This is a genomic window from Emticicia aquatica, from assembly GCF_923079645.1.
GTDB lineage: Bacteria > Bacteroidota > Bacteroidia > Cytophagales > Spirosomataceae > Emticicia > Emticicia aquatica.
On sequence record NZ_CAKLPY010000002.1, the window covers coordinates 341,910 to 365,428 of the forward strand.

Sequence of the window (23,519 nt, forward strand, 5' to 3'; positions counted from 1 at the left end):
CGAATGATTGAAAAAAAATATGTTTTCTTAGTTTATTTCATCATGGTCGCTCTTGAAATTTACGGCCAGTTGAGTGGTAAATTTTGGCTTGTTTGGATTTTCAAAGCATTAGAAACACCCTTACTCGCTTATTATTACTATGAAAATAGAAAACATAAACTTGAAATCCTAGATAAGCTTTTATTATTATCATTAGCCATTACATTTATTGGCCTTTGGTCAAGTTATCTATTTAATAAAAATGTTGAAAATTTTAATGTTATAACCATCATTTATATCATTGAGTTACAAATCACCCTTTTTATCTTGTCGAAATTAAATAGAGATGTGGGTTATAACAACAAAAATGATTCATGGAGAATTAGCTTGATTCTGATAACAGCAATTGGATTTATTTATATAGCTTTTCCAGTATTTACAACGCTAATGCAGTGTTTGGTGTTGATAATCATGGTTCAACAAAGCCTTATGGCTATTTACGGTTTGTTCAGAAAAGGCATTGACATTGCTATTTCAATCAGTATTATAGTTATCGTTACGTCAAATATATTATCAGTTATTGGTGGTTTTATTGTTAGAACTGCCTACGATTATCTTTGGATTATGAGTTTGAGCTATCTTTCCAAAATTCTATTTGTTGAAGGAGTACTTAAAACTCAAAAATTTATTCAATCAAAAGTTTAGTATCTATTCTCTTTTAAACCAATAAAACTATGGCAAAAGCATTAGGAGTAAATCACATCGCACTAATTGTAAGTGATTTGGAAAAAGCTTGCGAATTTTACGAAAAAGAATTAGGGCTAGAACCCATTCCCGCCTTTCTTTTCGATTACCCAACGGCATTCTTCAAATTTAACGAAACTCAACAGCTACACTTAACCGAATGGGATGATGTTTTTTCATTTCGTGGTCACATCTGTATTCAAGTTGATGACATCAATGCCATATTTTTCAGGATGAAAGAGCTCGGTGTTATTGATACTTCGCCGTGGGGAAAAGTTCGCCAATTGCCTGATGGCCCCATTCAAATGTTTGTCCGTGACCCTTCGGGAAACTTACTCGAACTTTCATGTGCTCCAGGAAGTTATATCGACCCTGCTATTTTTGAAGATGAATATTTTCAAGCAGGAATTTATGTTTCAGGAAGAAATGATTTTAGAGGTTATAAATCAAAAGAAGCAACTTTGTATCATAATTAAGGCATAAAGTGGCAAAGTATCAAGTCTAACTTTGCCACATTCAATAAACATGAAAAAAAACGTTCTTCTTTTAGAAACCATTGCCGACGAAGCTTATCAGCTTTTAGCTGAATCCCAAAATATTCAGATTTTTACTGCTTATGGCGAACAATCTTTAACAGACATTTTATCCGAAAATTCAATTGATGCGGTTATTACGCGTGGAAAAGGGCAAGTAAATCTACAATTGATGGATGCTTGTCCTGATTTAAAAGTAGCTGCTCGTTGCGGAGTTGGACTTGACAACCTTAACGTAAAGGAAGCAACAGCTCGTAAAATAAAGGTCGTTAATGCACCAGGTTCAAATGCATCAACGATTGCTGAACATACAATTTCGTTGATATTAATGCTTCAACGAAACCTTTATAATGCCATCAATGAAGTAAAATCTAGTAATTGGAATTGGCGAAATCAATATGAAGGTGATGAAATTAACGGAAAAACTTTAGGAATTTTAGGTTTAGGAAATATCGGTAAAAAAGTGGCTAAAATAGCTGACGCTTTTGGTATGAAAGTAGTTTACTGGAATCGTAGCAAAGTTGAGTCTCCTTACGAGTTTTTGACTTTTGAAGAAGTGCTTCGTCAATCAGATATTATCAGTATTCACCTGCCTTTGGTTACCGAAACTAAACAACTGATTGACAAAAAAGCTTTGGCATTGATGAAACCAAACGCTATTTTAATCAATACAGCAAGAGCAATAATTGTTGACCAAGATGCTCTACTCGAAGCCTTAAATAATAAAACAATCGCAGGCTATGGGGCCGATGTTCCAATGGCAACTCCACCAAGTGCCAATGACCCATTAATGATCCATCCCAATACCCTTATTACTCCACACGTAGGTAGTCTAACAACCACAACTTATACCAATATGTGTGTTTCAACGGTCAAAAATGTATTAGCTATTCTGAACGAACAACAACCACAAATGGAAAGCATTTTTAATCGAAATGAACTTTAGAGAATGATAGTATAAAATAAAATCAAGTTTAAATACATTATTTTGACTTGTAAAATCTTGATTTATTGGGCATCCTGTCTCGGTTTTTATACATTTTGACTACATTCCCACCAAAAAAGATAAAAAAACATCATTTTTATAATAGTTATTGGTTAAGTTTAATAGAACGATATTCCAACTTTTAATATTTGTGGTAAAAATTCAGTTTTAAAAACCACATTCATATTGTTTATCAATTTCTATGAAAGAAATAAACAATATTTGTTAAGTTAAAACGCCTGCTTAATATAACATTACGGTCATATTTTTAAAGGCATTTACTAACAAAAATTACCCATTAGCCTTCATTCAACCTAATCAATTTAAACAAAAATGAAATTTCAATCTAAAACTATTCAACTAATTACTGCGGTAACTGGGCTGTTACTTGTTGGAGCATCCTACACACAATTAAAACAGTCGCCTCTGGCTGAAAACCCTAAAATTGATAAACTCAAACTTCAAGAAGGCTTCAAAGCCGAACACCTTTATAGCCCTTCCGAAAATGGACAAGGCTCATGGGTTTCGATGACTTTTGATAACAAAGGACGAATGATTACATCAGACCAATATGGTTTTTTGTATCGTTTAAAAATTCCAGCAATTAACTCAGGTTCGACCAAACCCATCATCGAAAAACTCAAGATTGGAAATGATACAACAGCAATTGGAGCAGCTCAAGGTTTACTTTATGCCTTCAATAGTCTATATATCGTAGTTAATAATTATCCAAGCAAAACGTTGCCTAAAACCAGTGGTTTATACCGTTTGCAAGATACCGACGGTGACGACCAATTTGACAAACTTACCCTATTAAAAGAGCTAAAAGGAGATGGCGAACACGGCCCACACAGTGTTATTTTATCACCCGATAAAAAATCTATTTATGTTGTTGCAGGAAATTTCACAACTCCACCAGCAATGGATGCTTATCGCCTGCCAAATGTTGGTCAAAATGATAATTTATTGCCTTTGATCAAAGACCCACGTGGACATGATGATTATCCGAAAGTACCTGCAGGATGGGTCGCAAATGTAGATTCTACTGGAAAACGCTGGGAAATGGTTGCTGCTGGGTTCAGAAATCCGTTTGATATTACTTTCAATGAAGCAGGCGATTTGTTTACCTACGACTCAGACATGGAATGGGATTTTGGTTTGCCTTGGTATCGTCCAACTCGAATTTGCCACGTAACAAGTGGTGGCGAATTTGGCTGGCGAATCGGTACTGGAAAATGGTCGCCCACTTTTCCAGATAATCTTCCACCTGTGCTTAATATCGGACAAGGTTCGCCAACTAATTTACTTTATTTGAAAGACGCCAAATTTCCTGCTAAATATAAGCAAACACTATTGGCATTCGACTGGAGTTTTGGGATTATTCACGCAGTTCATCTCAAACCTTCTGGCTCAACATACACTGCCGAACGAGAAGAATTTTTATCTGGAATGCCCCTACCATTAACCGATGGTGCTATTGGCCCTGATGGTGCATTATATTTCCTAACGGGCGGACGTCGCTTAGAATCAGACCTTTATCGGGTTTATTATAATGGTACAGAAAATACAAATGTTGCGGCTGCAACTGCCATTAACAAAGAAAATTTACTTCGTAGAAGTTTGGAGAAATTTCATGGTGAGCCAAATGCAGAAGCGATAAATGTTGCTTGGGCAAATCTTAATAATCCTGACCGTTTTGTTCGTTATGCCGCTCGTTTGGCGGTTGAACACCAGCCTGTTAGTGAATGGCAAGCCAAAGCATTAGCAGAAAAAGACCCAGTTATTTTGACCAATGCTATGATTGCATTAGTTAGACATTCAAAACCTGAACAGAAAAAAAATATTCTAAAATCCTTATTATCAGTCAATTATAAATCACTTACAGAATCTCAACAATTAGATTTATTGCGAGCTTACGAATTGGTGTTTTTAAGAATGGGAAAACCCGATGCTGCTACAAAAGCTAAAGTTGTGGCTCATCTTGACCCAAATTATCCTGCAAATACAAACGATTTAAACCGAGCATTGAGTAAAATTTTAGTTTATTTGGAAGCTCCTAATGCTTTAATTAAAACCTTGAATTTACTAGAAACAAAAGAAATTCCAGGCGAAATTGCAGGTGGACAAACAGCTACTTCATCGGCTGATTTGATTATGCGAAACCCACAATATGGTTTGGATATTGCCAAAATGCTCGAAAAAGTGCCACCAGCTCAACAAACTTATTATGCCACTGTTTTGAGCCAAGCCAAAACAAACTGGACTCCAGCCTTACACGAGCGTTATTTCAAATGGTTTAGAAGTGCGTTTAATTATCGTGGCGGATTGAGTTACATTGGCTTTATCGACAAAGCCCGTAAAATGGCTCTTAAAAATGTTCCTGCCAATAAAGTAGCCTATTACGATAAACTGTCAGGAGGCGAATTATTGACAAAATCGGGCATTGATATTGCTGAAAGTGATTATCCGAAAGGCCCAGGCAAAGATTGGAAACTTGCAGAAACAACTAAACTTTTTGAAGCTGAATTAAGTAACAGAAACTTCAAACAAGGAAAATCTATGTATGCCGCAGTTACATGCAGTCGCTGCCACAGTATGCAAGGCGAAGGCGGAAATATTGGACCAGATTTAACTCAATTAGCTACTCGTTTTAGCAAAAAAGATATGCTTGAAGCAATCATTGACCCAAGCAAAACTATTTCTGACCAATATGCAGCAACGCAGTTTCAGCTCAAAAACGGTCAAAGTATTGTCGGTCGATTAACCAATGAAGACCAAGACACTTATTTTGTTTCTCAAAACCCCTATTCGCCAGAAGTTTTGATAAAAATTCCTAAGAAAAATGTAGCTTCGAGCAAACTTTCAGCAGTTTCAACGATGCTTCCAGGGCTTATCAATTCGTTAAATGAAGAAGAATTAAAAGATTTGGTTGCTTATTTAATGGCTGGTGGCAAAGAGAATCATCCAATTTTTGAGGCAAAAAAATAGTAATAAATGGGTCTTAAAAAAATGACATCAAACCAAAATATTTATAATACTTTACAGGAAGGTATAACCAAACAATTTTATTAAATTTCCCGACTTAATTTAGAGAAAACGTTTTTTCTCTTTGTTATTCAACCAAAAACTAACAAAAACATGAATACGAATTCATCTCGTCGTTCGGCACTAAAAAATATTTTAGGCGGTGCGGCTATCGTTTCAGCCCCAATTACTTTCAGCGAAGCCTTTGCTGCCAACCAAAAAGTACTCGGAGCTGAACTAAACGGCAAAATCAATCATTCTGCTTGCCGTTGGTGTTACAACAAAATTCCTTTAGAAGAGCTTTGTCAAGAAGCTGTAAAGATGGGTATTAAATCAATTGAACTTCAAGGTCCAGACGAATGGCCTATTTTGAAAAAATACGGTTTAACTTGTGCAATGCCTTGGGGAGCTGGCAAAGGAATCAACGATGGTTTTAATGATTTGAAATTGCACGATGAACTCGTGGCAAGTTACGAAGATATTTTTCCAAAATTAAAAGCTGCTGGTTTAGACAAAGTTATTTGTTTTTCAGGAAATAGAAGAGGAATGTCTGATGAGCAAGGTCTTGAAAATTGTGCCATTGGCTTAAAAAGATTGATGCCTTCAGCAGAAAAATATGGTATAACCATGACAATGGAATTGCTCAATAGCAAGGTAAATCACCCTGATTATATGTGTGACCTAACGAAATGGGGCGTTGCTTTATGCGATAAAGTAGGTTCTGATAAATTCAAACTGCTTTATGATATTTACCACATGCAAATCATGGAAGGAGACGTAATTGCAACAATTAAAAAGTATAATAAGTATTTCTCACATTATCATACTGGTGGCGTTCCTGGCCGTAACGAAATTGACGATACGCAAGAACTCAATTATCCAGCCATTATGAGAGCAATCGTTGAAACTGGATATAAAGGTTTTGTTGGTCAAGAATTTATACCAAAACGCCCTGATGCCATTGCTTCACTAAAACAAGGCGTTACGATTTGTGATATTGCTTAAAAATATCTTCTACAAAAAAAGGTTAATCAAATGATTAACCTTTTTTCTTCTAAAACGCTAAATCTTGGTAAACTTTATTTTCAAAGTTTTCTCGATTTGATTAATCATTTTCAAATCATCTTTTGTCACAAAACTGATTGAAATTCCTCGTTTTCCTGCACGAGCCGTACGACCACTTCGATGGGTATAATATTCCATTTGGTCGGGCAATTGATAATGTGCCACATAAGCCAAACCCTCCACATCAATTCCTCTTGCTGCAATATCTGTTGCCACCAAAATCTGTAATTTTTTATTTTTAAAAGCACGCATAACTTTGTCACGGTCACGCTGTTCTAAATCTCCATGAATGGCATCAACGGCAAATTTCTTTGCTTCGAGTTTTCTTGTAACTACTTGAGCATCAGCTTTTGTTCGACAAAAAACAATTCCTCTTGCCGCACCTTGCGATTGAAGAAATTGCACTAAATAGTCAAATTTTTGAGTAATTTCACAAATAAAAAACTGGTGTTCAATCAACCCATTCACCACCTCAGTTTTGCTGACTTGAATGGTTTGTAAATCAGGCGACATATATTTTAGAATCAGCCTCTGTAACTCATCAGGGAGCGTTGCCGAGAAAAGCCAAGTATTACTATTTTTATGGATTTTGCCCAAAATTGTATCCAAATCATCTTTAAAACCCATGCTCAACATTTCATCAGCTTCGTCTAAAACAATGGTTTTTACGTGCGTCAAATCAATGGCTTCTTTTTGCAATAAATCAATCAAACGTCCTGGCGTTGCTACCACAATTTGCGTGGGGCGTTGCAAATTTCTAATCTGAATATCAATGCGTTCGCCACCAAAAACAGCTTCTACAAAAACCTTTTCAGTGTGTTTTGTTAGCTTAAATAATTGTTTAGCAATTTGTTGACAAAGCTCTCTCGTTGGCGATAAAATCAAAGCTTGAATTTGATTATCATTCGGTTTGATTTTTTGTAATAAAGGTATGCCGAAAGCAATCGTTTTTCCAGTACCTGTTTGTGCTTGTCCGATAAAATCAGACGTATTTTTAAGCAAAAACGGAATTGCTTTTTCTTGAATTTCGGTTGGTTTCGTAATTTTCATTTCGGTCAAAGCCTTCACTAAATTTTCCGAAACGCCGAGTTGTTTAAATGTTTCCAAAACTATTCTTGTATTATTTGAAACACAAAGGTACGGAATAATATGCAATGATGTGTTTTTACGCAAAACGTTGGCTTTTTGCCTTGTAAACGCTAAATTTACCAAGCCTTCAACTTCTATCAACCAATAATGTACTATGAAAACCTTTTTTCTTTATTTTTTTTCTTTAAATATCATTTTTGCTCAAAGCATAAAAATCTCTCAACTACCTATTTATCAAGAAATTAATCAAAAAGAAGATAAATCATCACCAGATTGGCTCATTACTAAAAACAATTTTTTTGCTGATATTTATCAAACCAACGGTGGAAAAGACATCGTTATGTCAAATGGTTTATTGAAACGTCAAATACATTTATCTCCCAACGCCGCAACTGTTGATTTTAAAAATCTACGAACCAACGAACAGTTTGTAAGGTCGATTAGACCAGAAGCTCGTATCGTTTTGAATGGAAAAACTTATAACATTGGCGGATTATATGGACAAAAAGAACACGCTTATTTATTGACGGAATGGATAGACAAACTTCAAGCAAACGACATTGATTTTCAATATAAATCCCTCAAAATCAATACTTTAACTCCTCACGTAAATTTCAAAAGTAATAATTGGGCATCAAATACGCAAAATCCAAAAGGCATAGAATTAGAGCTTATTTTTGAATCAAGTTTACCAGAATTAAAAGGAGTTTTAGTTGCGATTCATTACGAAGTTTTTGACAATATCCCTACGATTTGCAAATGGGTCAGTGTTGAAAACAATAGCGATAAATCATTGAAAATCAACCAATTAGTCAATGAAATTTTGGCAACTCCTGAAGAAGAATCGGCTGTTGTGGGAAGTCCAGAGCAAATGAAAAAACCTCAACGTATTTATATCGAAAACAACTACGCATTCAACAATGCCATGCGTTATGAATTGTCCGACCAAGCTACTCATTGGAAGGTCGATTCGAGTTATACTTCGCAGGTCAATTATAATTATCAAACCCCTTGTGTACTGGAAGTTTACCCTAGTTTTGGGATTGGTTTTGAACTATTACCAAAGCAATCATACAAGTCGATTCGCAGTTATGAGTTGTTGTTGGACTCTTACGACCGAGAACGAAATGGACTTGCTCGGCGACGAATGTATGCCACACTTTTTCCATATACGACTCAAAATCCGATTTTCATGCACCTCGTAAGTACTGACCCTGTGAAAGTAAAAGCAACTATTGACCAATGTGCCGAAACAGGATACGAAATGGTAATTTTGAGTTTTGGGAGTGGTTTAAACATGGAAGATGCAAGTTCATCAAACATTCAAAAATATAAAGAATTGGCAGATTATGCCCATAGTAAAGGCATCAAATTGGGCGGATATTCGCTTTTCAGTAGCCGTAGAATTGATGATGAAAACGATGTAATTGACCCAAAAACTGGCCTGCCCGATAAAGGTGCTTTTTTCGGAAATGCTCCCTGTTTAGCCAGTCGTTGGGGCATTGAATATTTGCAAAACCTACGAAAATTTATTTCAGAAACAGGTTTTGACTTACTTGAACACGATGGTCCATATCCAGGAGATGTGTGTGCTTCAACTACGCATCCTGGTCATAAAGGTTTGGAAGACTCACAGTGGCAGCAAATGGAAATGCAAAAAGGTTTTTATCGTTGGCTCAATGAGCGTGGAGTTTATATTAATGCTCCAGATTGGTATTTTTTGGATGGTTCGCACAAAATTGGTTTAGGGTATCGTGAAGTTAACTTTTCACTTTCTCGTGAACAGCAAAAAATATTAAATCGGCAAAATATTTTTGATGGTACTTGGGAAAAAACACCTTCGATGAGCTGGGGTTTTGTACCATTGACAAAATATCAAGGTGGTGGAGCAGAAGCTGTTTTAGAGCCTTTGAGCGAACATTTGAAAGATTATGAACAACTAATGGTGCAATATTATGGTGCTGGTGTACAAGCTTGCTATCGAGGTCCACGTCTCTATGACACCGAAGAAACCAAACAAATCGTCAAAAAAACGATTGATTGGTATAAAAAATATCGACAAATTCTAAACTCTGATATTGTTCACCTTCGCCGACCAGATGGGAGAGATTGGGATGGAATCATGCACGTAAATCCAAATCTAAAAGAAAAAGGCTTTGTGATACTCTACAATCCATTAAAAGAAGTCATTACTCGAAAAATAAGTTTACCACTTTATTACACAGGACTTTCCGATAAGGTTTTGATTCGTGAAAAAGAAGGCAAAAGCAAAAGTTATGTACTTAACCGAACTTATGAGGCGGAAATTGAGGTAAAAATTCCAGCAGAAGGATTCTCATGGTTGGTTTTGGAATAAATATTACATTTAAAAATAAACATAACAATTGACCATAATGGCACTTGAACTCAACGAAAATTTTGATTTGAATACCGAAAGTTTTTTTAGAAATGCGGGCTGGCTATCTCCTAATGAAACAATTATTTCTTATGAAAAGGCAGGCGAAGGAAACATGAATTTTGTATTTCGACTTACAACCAACGCAAGAAGTATAATTGTAAAGCAATCTCGTGCTTATGTGCAAAAATATCCTCAAATAGCTGCTCCAATCGAACGTATTTTTGTGGAAGATGCTTATTATCAACAAATTGCATCCAATCAAACAATGGCTTCGTTTAGTCCAAAAGTTTTGATAGTTGATAAAACCAATCATTTGATGCTCATGGAAGACCTCGGGAAAGGTTCAGACTATTCCTTTCTCTACAAACGAGATATGGTAATTAACGAGGCTGATTTACTGCAATTTGTTACTTATCTAAATGCACTTCATGATATTGAACCTGTAAATTTTATTGATAATTCGGGCATGAAAAACCTAAATGCGGAACATCTGTATAATTATCCTTTTTTGGTTGAAAATGGATTTAATTTGGAGTTGATTCAAGAAGGTTTACAAGTGTTAGCGAACCATTTCAAAACCAATGAAACCTTAAAAAAAGCTATTTCAGCTATCAATAAAAGATATTTATCCAACGGAAAATATTTGTTACATGGTGATTTTTACTTTGGTAGCTGGTTAAAAGTTGGTGACAAACCCAAAATTATTGATCCTGAATTTGCATTTTGTGGAGACCGTGAATTTGACTTAGGTGTAATGATTGCTCATCTAAAAATGGCTCAACAACCTTCTGAATTAATCAACAAAGTATTAGAAAAGTACGCTCATTCGATAGACTCAAAACTATTAAATGCTTATATCGGTTGTGAAATTTTACGCCGCATCATTGGTTTAGCACAATTGCCTTTAGAGTTGAATTTAGATGAAAAAGAATCACTGTGTTACGAAGCACAAAACTTAATTTTAGCATGAAAAAAAACGCAATTTTAGTCTTTTTAATAGTCATAAATGCATTTTCTTGTAAAAATACGAATGAGGAAAAAATAGATTTTGAGCAAAAATCCGTACCAAAACTTAATATGACCGAAGCAGAGTTGTACGATAAAGTGCTGGGTATGCTCGTTGGTTCTGGCATTGGAGATTCAATGGGAGCTCCAACAGAAATGTGGTCTAGAGATGCTATTCAACTTGAATATGGCTTCGTTGATAAGCTTGATTCGATGGTACGTGAACCTTCTCCCGAAGGAACTTGGAAAATTAATTTACCAGCTGGTGGCACCACTGATGACTCTCGCTGGAAAAAGTTAACTACTGAGTTTTTACTTACACAAAATTCTGATTTGAAAGCTGATGATTTTGGGAGTTTTATTGTTCAAAAATACAAAAGTGATATTGATAATTTCAAGAAAATAGATGATTTTTCACCCGAGCCTTATGAAGAAAATAGTCGCAAAATGGCTTGGTTACAAGAATGGGCTATCGTAGCAAAACCTTTCGTTGATAAAAATTATATTGCCTACCAAAACGCTCTCAGTCGCTTTTATGGTGGTGAAATGGTCTGTGGCGGAATGTTGTACGCTCCTGCAATCGGAGTATTTTATCCTGTAAATCCTCTGAAGGCATACAAAGAAACTTATAAAATAAGTATTTTTGATATTGGTTATGCTCGTGATATTAGTGGATTGGTAGCTGCCATGACAGCGGCGTCAATGAATAAGAATGCTACCAAAGAATCAGTCTTGGGTGTTTTAAGAAGTACTGACCCCGAAGGTTTTTTTAAGAGTCGTTTGGTTGGACGTACCTCATATAGAATTCTGCGTGATGCTTTAGGCATTGTGAAACAAGCAAAAGCAGTCACTGAAATTAATGCAAAACACCCAAAGCCCAAACATCTAAAAGCCGATGGTTTGTACATTTCTCAGATGTTTAAAGCTTTTGAACTACTCGATGCAAAAAATCAAGATATGCCTTTTCATGCGGGTGAAATACATTTACAAGTACTTACTGCTCTGATATTCTGCGATTTTGATTTCGAAAAGACAATGGCTTTTTTGGTGAATTTAGGCAGAGATAATGATACAACATCTGCTGTTGCTGGTGGAATCTTAGGAGCATTTTATGGGTATGAAAAATTACCCAAAGAAATGAAAATCAAGGTCATAAAAGTAGGTAAAGAGCAATTAGATGTAGATTTTGAGCTTTTAGCTCAAAAATTAACAACAAAAATTCTTCAACAACAATAAAAATGGGTTCACCCCAAAAAGCGAACCCATTTTTTTATTTCTCAAACTCAACAATATGCTCAGAAGCATATTCATCATCGCCAGGTTTAATACGTTTGACAAAAAAACGAGCTCTTTTACCTAATTTCAGACAAGTATTTTTGGCTTTTATATCTTCAACTGTATTGAGCGGCTGCTTTGATTTTGTCGGCTTCTAAAAGCTTGAATTTTGGATTAAAAGTCTGTGTTTGCTCCGTTCCAGCACAAGCATATAACAAACTTAAAATAGCACCGCAACAAACTAAATACAAAAATCTTTTCACCTGAATCATATTAGATTAATTAAAAATATTAAATTTTCTATTAGAATAATTCAAAATTAAGCAAGTTTTATAAATTAATAGAATATTCGTGCATAATAAATCGCTTATTATGCACGATTGATTAAATTTGCCAAAACATAATTTATTCAATCAATAACCATGAAAAAAACATTGCTATTTATTTGCGTATTTGGCTTTTTAGTCATCCAATCTCAAGCACAAAAATTGAGAGGAATTGACAAAAGCCCAATGGATATGGCTTATTATCCAGACAATTTTGCTCATGATCGCAAATTTGCTCCACAACTCATCGGCAATATGCCAGCAATTGTGCGAGTAACTTACAGCCGTCCTGCTAAAAAAGAGCGTGAAATCTTTGGAACGAAGATTGTACCTTATGGAGAAGTTTGGCGTGTTGGAGCAAATGAATCGACCGAGATAAAATTTTATCAAGATGTAACAATTCAAGGCAAAAAAGTAAAAGCTGGCACTTATTCTCTTTTTGCCATTCCAACCGCTACGGAATGGACAATTATTTTAAACAAAGATTTAGACTTTTGGGGAGCGTATAGTTACAATGCAGCAAATGATTTGTTGAGAGTAAATATTCCTGTAAAAAAGACTGAGGAAATTGTCGAAAATTTCTCTATTCAATGCGTCAAAGGAGGCGATAAAGAAACAATTATGAAAATGGCGTGGGATTCTACTTTAGTTGAATTACCAATTTCATTCTAAGAAATTTAATATTCGAGCGAAGCAAATAGCGATTTACTCATAAAAACTACTAAACTAATCAATCAAGTTTTTAGTTTATGTAGAAAAATAGTCGGTCAATTTCAAGCCGAGACTTCCAAAATGAAGACTCGGCTTTTTTTTAATAAATATTTAAAATGGAAAAATATTTTAAGATAATTCAAGGAGCGTATTCGGGCTATTTTAACTATTTCATCAATGAAATGCTAAATCCAAGTTGGCACAATTATTTTTATTGGTTGATTGGGGCTTCACTCGCAATCTGGCTACTAGAAATTAAATTTCCTTGGCGAAAAAACCAACCACAGATTCGAGAACATTTCTGGCTAGACATTTTTTATCTTTTTTGGAATTATTTTCTATTTTCACTCATTGCGTACAATGCTCTTTCGATGATAGCGGTACAAGCCTTCAATGATTTTCTTGGACTTTTTGGCATTACAAATATTGTTGCTATCAACATTGGTTATTTACCTTTTTGGTCGAAAATCCTTATTATTTTCGTGATGCGTGATTTTATGCAATGGGCAATTCATCGACTTCTACACAATGTTGGTTGGATGTGGGAATTTCATAAAGTGCATCATAGCACCGAACAAATGGGTTTTGCTGCTCTTTTGCGTTATCATTGGATGGAAAATATCATTTATCGCAGTCTTGAATATATTCCATTAGCGATGGTTGGTTTCGGCATTACTGATTTTTTCATCGTACATATTTTTACTTTAGTGACTGGTCAACTTGGTCATGCGAATCTAAATATCAAACTTGGACCATTAAAATATTTGCTCAATGGTCCACAAATGCACCTTTGGCATCATGCTAAATATATGCCTGATTCACACCCAAATGGTTTTAATTATGGCATTACTTTGAGTATTTGGGATTATATTTTCAAGACGAATTATTGGCCATCGAATGATGAAAATTTGCCTGTTGGATTACCCGATGAAGAGCATTTTCCTCAAGATTTTATTGGACAAAACATTCGACCTTTTCAGAAAATATTTAGTAAAAAATGATTCCTAAATATCAAATTATTATTTAATTCCTGTTTTAAATGGTTTGTTTGAAACAAAAATCTTTCCGACTTTTGTGAGAAATACTAAGCAGAAAATGAAGAAAGACAGTAGCGATAAGAAAAACACTTTTCGAGCAAAAAATAATAAATCAACCGATAATACTCAAAAAAAATCAAGCAAATTGAAAAGTAAAATCAAATCTTGGCTAATCAAACTTACTTTATATTTCCTTGCCATTTCAATTGGCTTGGTTGTACTTTACAAATTTGTACCCGTTCCGATTACTTCCACCATGATTTCCCGCAAAATGGAAGCGATTGCCGAAGGAAAAGATAGCGAAATTTATTACGATTGGGTTTCCTACGAAAACATGTCAAAAGAAGCTCCTTTGGCAGTTGTTGCCGCAGAAGACCAACTTTATCCTGACCATTTCGGCTTTGATTTTGAAGCAATGGGCAATGCTTTTGATAGAAATAGAAAAGGCAAAAAATTGCGTGGAGCAAGTACACTTTCGCAACAAGTGGCAAAAAATGTATTTCTTTGGCAATCAAGAAGTTATATAAGAAAAGCTCTCGAAGCTTACTTCACAGTTTTGATAGAACTTATTTGGGGAAAAGAACGAATTTTAGAAGTGTATCTCAACGTTGCAGAAATGGGCTATATGACTTTTGGAGTTGAAGAAGCATCTAAACGTTTTTTTGGAACATCTGCCCAAAACATCAATCGTCAACAAGCGGCTCGTATTGCTGCAGTTTTACCAAGCCCTATTAAATGGTCAGCTGCCAAACCAGGACCTTACGTGAATCGTCGAACCTCCCAAATTGCTCGACAAATGAGGGCTTTAGGTGGCGTAGCATATATCAAAGATTTAAGAAGTTTTTAGTGATAAGCACAGCAGGATTTTGAACAAAAATTCTGCTGTGCTTTATTTTTGTTTTTACCATTCCATTCTTGGTAGCGGACTTACTTCTTGGTTTGAGAAATCGCCTTTTAACGATTTAAAATGTGCCGCGATTGCAATCATTCCTGCATTATCAGTACAATACTGAAAATCTGGAATATATACATGCCAATTTTCCTTTTCACCCATTTCATGTAAAGTTTTTCTCAATCCCGAATTAGCCGAAACTCCGCCTGCAATGGCAACTTCTTTAATATTCAATTCACGAGCCGCCTTGCGTAGTTTTTGTAGCACCATTCGCACCAAAGTATGTTGTACACTCGCACAAATATCATTCAAATTTTCAGCAATAAAGTTTGGATTCTCAGTCACTCGTTTCTTTAAAAAATACAATATTGAAGTCTTTATCCCACTGAATGAAAACTGATACTGCGGCATTTCAGAAAGTGGAAATTCGTAAGCTAATGGATTACCTAATTGAGCATATTTATCAACCAATGGCCCACCTGGATATGGCAAACCTAATAATTTTGCAGTCTTATCAAATGCTTCGCCAACAGCATCATCTTGGGTTTCTCCTAAAACCTCCATTGTTGCATAATCTTTGATAAGTACAATTTGAGTATGACCGCCACTTACCGTCAAACAAAGGAACGGAAAAGTGGGTTTTGGGTCATCAATAAAATGAGCCAAAACATGAGCTTGCATGTGGTTAACTTCAATCAACGGAATCTCCAACGCCAAGGCCATTGCTTTAGCAAAAGAAGTTCCGACAAGTAATGAACCTAAAAGTCCAGGTCCACGAGTAAAAGCTATGGCATTTAGCTCATTTTTTGTTATATTCGCAACTTTTAGGGCTTTTTCAACAACTCTAACAATGTTTTGCTGATGAGCACGGGAAGCAAGTTCGGGTACAACCCCACCGTAAAGTTCATGAATTAGTTGTCCAGCCACAATGTTGGAGCCGATTTTACCGTTAGAAATAACGGCAGCCGACGTATCGTCGCACGAAGATTCGATTGCTAAAATGTTCAAAATTTACTCGTTAATATCTGTTTTAAAGAACAAAATTAACACTATTTCCGAAATTGTATTCAAATAAATTGAAAGAGGCAAGCCACAAACTTGTCCTGCAAAATGGGTAAAGTTTTAAAAATATTCATCATCACGCTTATTTCTCTCATCGTCGTTACGATGATGAGCGGCTTGTTGGTGTTTTCCCCTGTACCCAAAACTTTATTCATCCTAATTGCCCTTTTACTATTCAGTTTAGTACTTGCTTACTACTCAAAAAGAGCCATTTCTACACTACTAATTATACTTTTACTTGGTTTAGGCTTGGTTTTTTACGCCATGCAATTGCCACAATTTCAAACAAGTTCGTTACAAAAAGCAACCGAATTATTGTCTAAAAAGTTAGGTTCAAAAGTAAAAATTGAAAAGGCACGAATGACGTGGTTTGATGAGATAACACTCGAAAACATTACAATTTATGACCAAAAAGGCAGAGAAATGATTTTTGTAAAAGAACTTTATGTCAATTGCAAAACAAATTTCGCGTTCAATTGGGAAAAAATTTTAACTTTCGATAATAATCTCGACTATGTGATGATTAGAAGTCCGAGAGTAAAGCTCATTTATGAACCTGATGGCGACCTGAATATTGATAAATGGATTGCAAAAATTGAAGAATTGACGGCATCAACTGATACCACAAATCGACTTAAAGGCGAACATAACACACCTTTTACGATTGATGAAGCCTATATTCAAGATGGAACTTTTACCCTAGCTGACCCGCAAAAAGCACGTTTTCCGAAAGACGAATTTGACTATAATAATTTTACTGTCAATGATTTACATGGTAATCTCAAAAATTTCTTCATTTTAGGCGATACAATTACGTTTGGGTTGAAAAATATGCAAGGCGTTGAACGCCGTAGCGACCTGACTATTAACCAATTAAATACGAATTTCTTTTATTCACGTAAATCAATGCGGCTGAATGATTTGTATGCAAAAATCAATAATTCAACGCTAAAAAATTCTGTTATTTTCAACTATGATACACCCAGAGATTTTGGGGATTTTAATGAAAAAGTTGTAATCGACGGAAATTTGAAGGATTGTGAAATTGATGCCCAAGACCTCGGTCGATTTGCAACCGATATGTATGCTTATCGAGAAAAATACCTACTTAACGGAGATTTTAAGGGGACTGTTCACAATTTTAAGGTAAAAGATTTTAAATTAAAATTTGGAAAAAATAGTCTTCTCGATGGCGATATTGCGTTCAAACATTTGCCCGATTTAAGAAAAGCCGACATGGATTTGGTCTGGCGTTCGTCGCAAATTGATGCCCAAGATGCTCGTCAATATGTGGGAGATTCTTTGTATTTATCGCAAGTTTATAAGTTTGGTGTGGTAAATTTTGCAGGAAATTTCAAGGGAGTCTATAATGATTTTATAACAGATGCTAGTTTTAAATCTTCGATGGGAAATTTGGCAGGAAACATCAAAATGAAGATTCCAAACAATGCTTCATTACCAAGTTATGATGGCTCAATTACTGTTGAAAACTTTGATTTAGGCAAATTAGTAGATGAATCTGAAATCTTACAAAAATTATCATTTTCAGGTAAAATTCTTGGCAAAGGTTTCACCATCAAAGATGCTTCTTTAGATTTTGATGGAAAAGTAAATCACATCGACTTTAATGGATACAATTACAAAAATATTTTTGTTGATGGTAGTATGAATCAATCGCTTTTTGCTGGGAAAGTAAGTGTTAAAGATACAAATCTGGCCTTTAACGTGAGTGGAAAAGTTGATTTTGCCAAAGCTCTTAACAAATTTGATATTCACGGAATTCTACAAAATGCGAATCTAAAACCACTAGGTTATTCAAAAAACGACGTTAAGTTACGGTCTGAAATTAGTCTTAATTTTCAAGGAAATGAGTTGGATAATTGGCTTGGCGAAGCTAAACTTTTAAATGCTGTTTTACAATACGACAAACGTCAATTAGGTATTGACTCTCTTTTCTTAACATCTTCGTTAGTCAACAATTCCCGAAAAATTAGTCTATTATCTGAGTTTTTCAATGTTGATGTGTCAGGAAAATTCACCCCAAGTCGAGTCATTTCTGACATCACTCGCTTGTCTAAAGAATATACTCAATATTTTTATGACAAAGAGCAAACTCGCTTAGCATATTATGCTCAACGTCCTTATGCAGATTTAGTTAATAAATACGCTTTAGATTATAAAGTTACCTTCAAAAAATCAGAGCCATTCTTTGCATATTTTTACCCCGATTTATACATTTCTCATGGTACAGAATTGAGTGGAAATCTCAACATCAGAAATACCGCTGAATTATCTTTATCAGGCAAAATTGATACGCTTCGCTACGGAACTTTAGCATTTTATGGCAATGATATAGACTTCAATACTTCCAAAGAATCAACTTCTCCCAAAATTTTGACATCGTTGATTTTTAATTCGGCAACACAAAAATTAGGCGATATGACGCCGACCGAAAAAATAGAAGTTGCGGGTATGTGGGGGCAAGGAAATGTCATTGAATTTGATGGTAGAATTAAACAACAAAATAGCAAAAATAAAGCTCAAATTTTCGGCAAACTAGCTTTTCTCTCAGAAGGACTTGACATTACTTTCAATCCAAAAAACACTAAACTCGACCTTTTAGGAAGCCAATGGCTTTTAGGAAAAAACAATTTGATTAATGTCAATCAAAGCGATGTTTGCTTCCAAGATGTGGCTCTTTCCAACCAAAATCAAAGTATTGCCTTGAACGGTTCATTCTCGGAAGATTCGACCGCCGAATCATTTATTGATATTCGTGATTTTGATTTACAAACATTGAAACCACTTTCAGACCTTGATTTGAAAGGAATTGTCAATGGAAAACTAACACTCAGAGACGTTTACAATGATGCTGTTGTAACAAGTAATTTAGGTATTGATGAACTGATTTATAAAAATATTTTAATTGGCACAGTTGCAAGCGAGGCACTTTGGGATAATCTCAAACAAAGGCTTAATATTAACGGCAATATTGTGCGGATAAACAATGAGATTTTTCGAATTTCTGGAACTTATGACCCCAAAAACGACCATAATCCACTTAATTTGAAAGCTACTTTAAAGAAAACAAACTTGGAAATTTTCCAATCATTTGTTGATGATATTTTCTCTAATATTGGAGGCTACGCCAGCGGAACACTCACTGTGAGAGGAACAGTCAACGACCCAATTATCAGAGGAGGCGTAGATTTTGAAAAAGGAATGTTACGCATCAATGCCTTAAATTCATATCTGTATTTTGATGACCAACTCAATTTCAACGAAGAAGGATTTGTAGCTGCAAAAGGTTTTAAAGTACGTGATGCCCAACAAAATGGAAATATAGCCGAGTTAGAAGGTGGTATTTTTAATGGTGGTGGAGGTAATTTTATGTTGGGGATTCATGCGTATATGAGAGGTCGTGATGGATTTAAAATCATGAATACAGGCATTAAAGACAATGAAAGTTTTTATGGAACAGGCATTACTACGGGCGATTTGCATATTACGGGTGACTTCAAGAATGTAAATATTTCGGCCGATTTGACCAGTAAAAAAGGCACTAGAATTACGATTCCTCTTGATGGAGAAACAACGGTCAATACGGAAGAACAAGGAATCAAATTTGTAAGTAAAAACACTGAAAAAATCAAAGATTCAGCGATAAAAAAGGATACCGTTGTGCGAAGTGAAGGCGGATTAAAAATGGCTTTCAATTTTACAATTACACCCGATGCCGAATGTATCGTAATTTTTGACCGAAATAACCAAGACCAACTCAACGCTATTGGCAACGGAAATATTAGTATTGATTATGACACAAGGGGTGGTTTTACTATGTCAGGCCCTTACACGATAAAAAGTGGAAAATATGATTTTAGCTTACAAAATATTTCAAAATTAAGAAAATTTGACATTGCCGAAGGAAGTCGAATTTTATGGACGGGAGACCCTTACGATGCGGATATTAATATTAACGCTAGTTATACAGCAAATGTATCATTGAACGGTATTGTTAGTAGTGCAACCAATGCTTCTGAACTTAACACTTTGTATCCTGTGGTTGCTTATATTATGCTCACCGAAAAGCTAATGAAACCTACTACAAAGTTTAACATTAAGTTCAATCAACGTCGAATTCCACTCAATCTTCAGCCACAAGTCATTGCTTTTGAACAACGCTTGCACGATGACGAACAGCTTTTGAACAATAATTTTGTTGGAATTACGGCTTTAAATCGACTTTTCTCAGATAATAGTTTTAAAGATGCTCTTGATTCTCAGCTTTTACTTGATAATGTCAGCGGAATTCTAACAAATCAATTAGGAAACATCGCATCAAAAATTGACCCTAATTTAGAAGTGGGTGTTCAACTTGGAAACTTAGGAAATGTTCGTCAGAATTTACTTAATAACATGCAAGTCAATTTTTCTTACAAATTTGGTAATAATGTCAAAATTAGCGTAAACAATACCATTTTACAGAATCAAGGACAAACAGCCAATAACTATTTCTATGGCGGTGAGGTTGAGTGGCTACTCAATCAAGATGGTTCGTGGAGGTTGAAAGCATACAGCCGTAATGTTCCGAATTATTATTATAACTTCAATAGTAACGTTTCTGTGAATGGTGTTAGTTTACAACATACACGCAGCTTCAATACAATTTTCAAGCGTAAGGAAATCAAAGAATTGCCCATGGGGATTTCGGCAAAAAAGCCTGAACCAAAATTAGTTAGTCAAGCAAAACCATAAAAAAAGTGAGTACAATACTTATAAAAACTGTATTGCACTCACACCCATTTTTTTCCAAAATTATCCTTTCACAAAAATCGTATGCGTCAGTACATATCCGTCAGTTGTATTTCCTGTAACTGTTGACATTTCATTAGTAACGCCATCTCCAAATACATTGTCCTTCGCATTTGATGTATCTGCTTGTCCATGACTCGCATAAACCCCTTGTGCATATACGGTCTTACTTACATCTTCTGGAAATGCAATTTGAGTAACAAGCAATGATTTTCCAGCACTATTATAAACGTGCACATGAATGTGCGGTGCTCTACCCGAATACCAACCAGGATAGATACTCGTCCAAGCTGCCATGCCATTTGCATCGGTTGATTGACGACCTCTCAAAAAATGTACAGAAGTCAAATTCACACTTTGCATACCTGTTCCACCATATTCTGAATATAAACCAGCGGCATCACAATGCCAAATATCTACAATAGCATCTTTAATAATTGCACAACTATCATTTACATTTCGAATATAAATTTTGACTGTTAAAGGTGTTCCTTTGCGGTCGGATACGATATTTTGAATAACATAATCGGCTGGAGATTTTGTAGGGAAAGGCCCTTCTGTTTCAGAATTTGTAACGCTACAACTTGAAGGCGTAGTTGTAGGGTCAGAAGTTACAGTACTCGTTGTTGTGTTTGTACTAGCATTAACTTCATCTTTTAAACAAGCAGTTAAAGCAGGAATAACGGCAAATAGTCCTAGCGAGCCTAATCCTCGTTTTAAAAATTCTTCTCTTTTCATTTGACTAAATTAATTTTAAATTTTGCTTAGGTTTATATATTATTCTTCTAGAAAACCATCGGTTTGCCATTGCTTTATTGCAGCGATTTCGGTGGCTGTTAAACTTCCATTTTCAGGCATTTTTTTACTTACAACCTCTGACACGATTAGCGACCCATTTGCTTTAGCAGTTGAATAGTTACTAACAAATAGCGGTTTTTCTCGACTCGAATGACAACTCGAACCCGAACAACTCGCTATAAAAATTGGATTTACAGATTCAAATGTAATTTTTCCATCTGCATTTGGAGTGATAGTCGTAACTGTAGTTCCAGGAGCAACGGTACCTTCTGAGCAAGCTACAATAACTGTTATTGACAAATAGAAAATCAGCGTTCCGATTACTTTTTTCATATAATTGAGGTATTTGGTTTATTGAAAAATTATTATCGGAAAGGTTCTGCATAATTTTTATTTAAGTGAATAACACATTTTCGGTTAATTATATTGAAAGACGAAACAACAATCAAAAAAGTTGTTTGTGAATGTAGAATAAAAATAGAAGATATATTTTTGTGGTAAATTTGAACTATTAAGTAGGGATTTCAAGAAGTAAAATCATTGCTTCATTTGAAAGTGCTTCAAAATCAACTTCTTTTACGTGCCAAAGTGCCAACCCATCTCGTGGATGAAGAAGCCGATTTTGAAATTCAAAAGCACCTTCAATAACAAAAGCAAAAATGGTATTTGTTGGATTTTTAAGTATAAAAGTATAGTCTTTTCTTCCATCAAATTTCCCAAAATAGATAAAAGCACCTTGTTTTTCAGTAGAAAATATTGGCAAAAGCTCATTCTTCTTTTCAATATCAATATTGATTTGTTCAATTTCTGAAGAAACAATATTTCCCTTTTCAATCCAGATTTCCAAATAATTAATTAATTCAGAATCATAGGGATTTATTATTTCATACTCCACTCCTTTTAAGGCTGAAAAATACAACACCTTCCCTGCTTCAAAAAAATCGTCATAACCATCCTTGTTTTTCAACTCAATACCACCAATTAGTGGCAAAATCCAAACTTCGCTATTTTTTTCAATTTTCCTTTTTATGCTTTTCCCAGCAGCTAGTGTATTATCATTACAAACCCATAATCTGCCAAAATTAGCTTTATTTTCATTGAAATAGCTGTCAAAATTAAAAGTATGAAAACTACGAAATTCTTCAAACTCAGTGCATCCTCGTTGTTCGGATAAATAAATTATTGCTTCAGTTTGTGTCATATTTTCCTTCTTGAAATTTTTAAAAAAGTTTTTTACCATAAACTTTCTAGATTATTACGTAGCATTTCGAGTGTTACAATTATGAAAATACGATTCTATCATCCAAATCTTCAATGTTTGGAATATCGATCATAGCTATTTCATACAAAAGTAAATCAGCACGATTGTATAACTAAGACGAACTTTCTACTACGTTTAGTTGCTGTATCTTGCGATTTCCGGTAATAAAAAGTTCGTTTATAAAAGGTTTTAGATGATAACAGTTTGACGTATTTCCTTTAAGCAATAGTAAAAACTATTCACGAAACAACTTTTTGTCGGCATAAAATGTACCAAATGGCACGAAAGACGCTAAAAATGCTAAAATGGCTTTTTTAAATGACCACTTATACTGAATTACAACTAAACCCAAAAGCACCACGTAACTGATGAAAAGTAAACCGTGAGCCATACCTACAAAATAATTAGGTTTTGGCATACCTAACATATATTTAAGCGGCATAGTTATGCCAAAAAGTATAAAAGAACAACCTTCTAAAAAGGCAATTACTCTAAATTTTCCTAAAGTGGTTTTGAGCATAAA

Annotated in this window: 19 protein-coding genes; 12 read left to right on the forward strand and 7 right to left on the reverse strand. The window is 35.0% G+C overall.

Features of this window, described 5'->3' with window-relative positions; translation table 11 throughout:
• Positions 1–3: 3 nt before the first annotated feature.
• The 5 genes from MJQ71_RS11175 (at position 4) to MJQ71_RS11195 (ending at position 6,270) form a co-directional block, all read left to right on the forward strand.
• Positions 4–684, forward strand: coding sequence for a hypothetical protein (locus tag MJQ71_RS11175; RefSeq protein WP_238806700.1), 681 nt, complete (start codon positions 4–6; stop codon positions 682–684).
• Between the two features lie 29 nt (positions 685–713).
• Positions 714–1,199 carry a VOC family protein gene (locus MJQ71_RS11180; RefSeq protein WP_238806701.1) on the forward strand — a complete coding sequence of 162 codons (486 nt, stop codon included), beginning with the start codon at positions 714–716 and terminating at the stop codon, positions 1,197–1,199.
• 49 nt (positions 1,200–1,248) lie between these two features.
• Positions 1,249–2,202: a 2-hydroxyacid dehydrogenase gene (locus tag MJQ71_RS11185; RefSeq protein ID WP_238806702.1), complete on the forward strand. Its 954-nt coding sequence runs from the start codon at positions 1,249–1,251 to the stop codon at positions 2,200–2,202.
• Positions 2,203–2,574: 372 nt separating this feature from the next.
• A complete protein-coding gene (locus MJQ71_RS11190) occupies positions 2,575–5,229 on the forward strand; it encodes a c-type cytochrome (protein ID WP_238806703.1) in 2,655 nt (884 codons plus the stop codon).
• 150 nt (positions 5,230–5,379) lie between these two features.
• The gene (locus tag MJQ71_RS11195) at positions 5,380–6,270 is read left to right on the forward strand and encodes a hydroxypyruvate isomerase family protein (RefSeq protein WP_238806704.1); all 891 of its coding nucleotides are present in this window, start codon (positions 5,380–5,382) and stop codon (positions 6,268–6,270) included.
• Positions 6,271–6,327: 57 nt separating this feature from the next.
• Here MJQ71_RS11195 and MJQ71_RS11200 read toward each other — a convergent pair whose 3' ends face one another.
• Complete coding sequence (locus MJQ71_RS11200; protein ID WP_238806705.1) at positions 6,328–7,560, reverse strand: DEAD/DEAH box helicase; 1,233 nt, start codon at positions 7,558–7,560, stop codon at positions 6,328–6,330.
• A gap of 13 nt (positions 7,561–7,573) precedes the next feature.
• On the opposite strand from MJQ71_RS11200, the gene MJQ71_RS11205 reads away from it, so the two are divergent.
• From MJQ71_RS11205 to MJQ71_RS11215, 3 genes are read left to right on the forward strand one after another with little or no spacing between them, the layout of a single operon-like run.
• Complete coding sequence (locus tag MJQ71_RS11205; RefSeq protein ID WP_238806706.1) at positions 7,574–9,775, forward strand: alpha-galactosidase; 2,202 nt, start codon at positions 7,574–7,576, stop codon at positions 9,773–9,775.
• 37 nt (positions 9,776–9,812) lie between these two features.
• On the forward strand, positions 9,813–10,787 hold the full coding sequence (locus tag MJQ71_RS11210) for a phosphotransferase (protein WP_238806707.1): 975 nt from the start codon (positions 9,813–9,815) through the stop codon (positions 10,785–10,787).
• Positions 10,784–12,058 carry an ADP-ribosylglycohydrolase family protein gene (locus MJQ71_RS11215; RefSeq protein ID WP_238806708.1) on the forward strand — a complete coding sequence of 425 codons (1,275 nt, stop codon included), beginning with the start codon at positions 10,784–10,786 and terminating at the stop codon, positions 12,056–12,058. Before MJQ71_RS11210 ends, MJQ71_RS11215 begins: the two co-directional genes overlap by 4 nt.
• A gap of 155 nt (positions 12,059–12,213) precedes the next feature.
• On the opposite strand, the gene MJQ71_RS11220 is transcribed toward MJQ71_RS11215, so the two are convergent.
• Positions 12,214–12,369, reverse strand: a complete 156-nt coding sequence (locus MJQ71_RS11220) for a hypothetical protein (RefSeq protein WP_238806709.1) — start codon at positions 12,367–12,369, stop codon at positions 12,214–12,216.
• A gap of 150 nt (positions 12,370–12,519) precedes the next feature.
• Between MJQ71_RS11220 and MJQ71_RS11225 the strand changes: the two genes are divergently transcribed.
• The 3 genes from MJQ71_RS11225 (at position 12,520) to mtgA (ending at position 15,018) form a co-directional block, all read left to right on the forward strand.
• Positions 12,520–13,095, forward strand: coding sequence for a DUF2911 domain-containing protein (locus MJQ71_RS11225; RefSeq protein ID WP_238806710.1), 576 nt, complete (start codon positions 12,520–12,522; stop codon positions 13,093–13,095).
• A gap of 155 nt (positions 13,096–13,250) precedes the next feature.
• Entirely contained in the window at positions 13,251–14,135 is an 885-nt protein-coding gene (locus MJQ71_RS11230) for a sterol desaturase family protein (protein ID WP_238806711.1), read from the forward strand.
• Between the two features lie 94 nt (positions 14,136–14,229).
• On the forward strand, positions 14,230–15,018 hold the full coding sequence (mtgA, locus tag MJQ71_RS11235; RefSeq protein WP_238806712.1) for a monofunctional biosynthetic peptidoglycan transglycosylase: 789 nt from the start codon (positions 14,230–14,232) through the stop codon (positions 15,016–15,018).
• 54 nt (positions 15,019–15,072) lie between these two features.
• Here mtgA and tsaD read toward each other — a convergent pair whose 3' ends face one another.
• Positions 15,073–16,071, reverse strand: a complete 999-nt coding sequence (gene tsaD / locus MJQ71_RS11240) for a tRNA (adenosine(37)-N6)-threonylcarbamoyltransferase complex transferase subunit TsaD (protein ID WP_238806713.1) — start codon at positions 16,069–16,071, stop codon at positions 15,073–15,075.
• A gap of 102 nt (positions 16,072–16,173) precedes the next feature.
• Between tsaD and MJQ71_RS11245 the strand changes: the two genes are divergently transcribed.
• Entirely contained in the window at positions 16,174–20,880 is a 4,707-nt protein-coding gene (locus MJQ71_RS11245) for a translocation/assembly module TamB domain-containing protein (protein ID WP_238806714.1), read from the forward strand.
• A 60-nt stretch (positions 20,881–20,940) separates the two neighbouring features.
• On the opposite strand, the gene MJQ71_RS11250 is transcribed toward MJQ71_RS11245, so the two are convergent.
• From MJQ71_RS11250 to MJQ71_RS11265, 4 genes are all read right to left on the reverse strand, one after another.
• Positions 20,941–21,675: a dioxygenase family protein gene (locus tag MJQ71_RS11250; RefSeq protein WP_238806715.1), complete on the reverse strand. Its 735-nt coding sequence runs from the start codon at positions 21,673–21,675 to the stop codon at positions 20,941–20,943.
• Between the two features lie 39 nt (positions 21,676–21,714).
• Positions 21,715–22,068, reverse strand: a complete 354-nt coding sequence (locus MJQ71_RS11255) for a hypothetical protein (protein ID WP_238806716.1) — start codon at positions 22,066–22,068, stop codon at positions 21,715–21,717.
• Positions 22,069–22,246: 178 nt separating this feature from the next.
• A complete protein-coding gene (locus tag MJQ71_RS11260; protein ID WP_238806717.1) occupies positions 22,247–22,936 on the reverse strand; it encodes a pirin family protein in 690 nt (229 codons plus the stop codon).
• 295 nt (positions 22,937–23,231) lie between these two features.
• Positions 23,232–23,516: a DUF3817 domain-containing protein gene (locus MJQ71_RS11265; RefSeq protein WP_238806718.1), complete on the reverse strand. Its 285-nt coding sequence runs from the start codon at positions 23,514–23,516 to the stop codon at positions 23,232–23,234.
• Positions 23,517–23,519: the final 3 nt, after the last annotated feature.

Excerpts from the sequence above, each read along its gene's own strand:
- MJQ71_RS11175 (WP_238806700.1), top strand. The coding sequence starts at position 4 with ATGATTGAAAAAAAATATGTTTTCTTAGTTTATTTCATCATGGTCGCT.
- MJQ71_RS11180 (WP_238806701.1), top strand. The coding sequence starts at position 714 with ATGGCAAAAGCATTAGGAGTAAATCACATCGCACTAATTGTAAGTGAT.
- MJQ71_RS11185 (WP_238806702.1), top strand. The coding sequence starts at position 1,249 with ATGAAAAAAAACGTTCTTCTTTTAGAAACCATTGCCGACGAAGCTTAT.
- MJQ71_RS11190 (WP_238806703.1), top strand. The coding sequence starts at position 2,575 with ATGAAATTTCAATCTAAAACTATTCAACTAATTACTGCGGTAACTGGG.
- MJQ71_RS11195 (WP_238806704.1), top strand. The coding sequence starts at position 5,380 with ATGAATACGAATTCATCTCGTCGTTCGGCACTAAAAAATATTTTAGGC.
- MJQ71_RS11205 (WP_238806706.1), top strand. The coding sequence starts at position 7,574 with ATGAAAACCTTTTTTCTTTATTTTTTTTCTTTAAATATCATTTTTGCT.
- MJQ71_RS11210 (WP_238806707.1), top strand. The coding sequence starts at position 9,813 with ATGGCACTTGAACTCAACGAAAATTTTGATTTGAATACCGAAAGTTTT.
- MJQ71_RS11215 (WP_238806708.1), top strand. The coding sequence starts at position 10,784 with ATGAAAAAAAACGCAATTTTAGTCTTTTTAATAGTCATAAATGCATTT.
- MJQ71_RS11220 (WP_238806709.1), bottom strand. The coding sequence starts at position 12,369 with ATGATTCAGGTGAAAAGATTTTTGTATTTAGTTTGTTGCGGTGCTATT.
- MJQ71_RS11225 (WP_238806710.1), top strand. The coding sequence starts at position 12,520 with ATGAAAAAAACATTGCTATTTATTTGCGTATTTGGCTTTTTAGTCATC.
- MJQ71_RS11230 (WP_238806711.1), top strand. The coding sequence starts at position 13,251 with ATGGAAAAATATTTTAAGATAATTCAAGGAGCGTATTCGGGCTATTTT.
- mtgA (WP_238806712.1), top strand. The coding sequence starts at position 14,230 with ATGAAGAAAGACAGTAGCGATAAGAAAAACACTTTTCGAGCAAAAAAT.
- MJQ71_RS11245 (WP_238806714.1), top strand. The coding sequence starts at position 16,174 with ATGGGTAAAGTTTTAAAAATATTCATCATCACGCTTATTTCTCTCATC.
- MJQ71_RS11250 (WP_238806715.1), bottom strand. The coding sequence starts at position 21,675 with ATGAAAAGAGAAGAATTTTTAAAACGAGGATTAGGCTCGCTAGGACTA.
- MJQ71_RS11255 (WP_238806716.1), bottom strand. The coding sequence starts at position 22,068 with ATGAAAAAAGTAATCGGAACGCTGATTTTCTATTTGTCAATAACAGTT.
- MJQ71_RS11260 (WP_238806717.1), bottom strand. The coding sequence starts at position 22,936 with ATGACACAAACTGAAGCAATAATTTATTTATCCGAACAACGAGGATGC.
- MJQ71_RS11265 (WP_238806718.1), bottom strand. The coding sequence starts at position 23,516 with ATGCTCAAAACCACTTTAGGAAAATTTAGAGTAATTGCCTTTTTAGAA.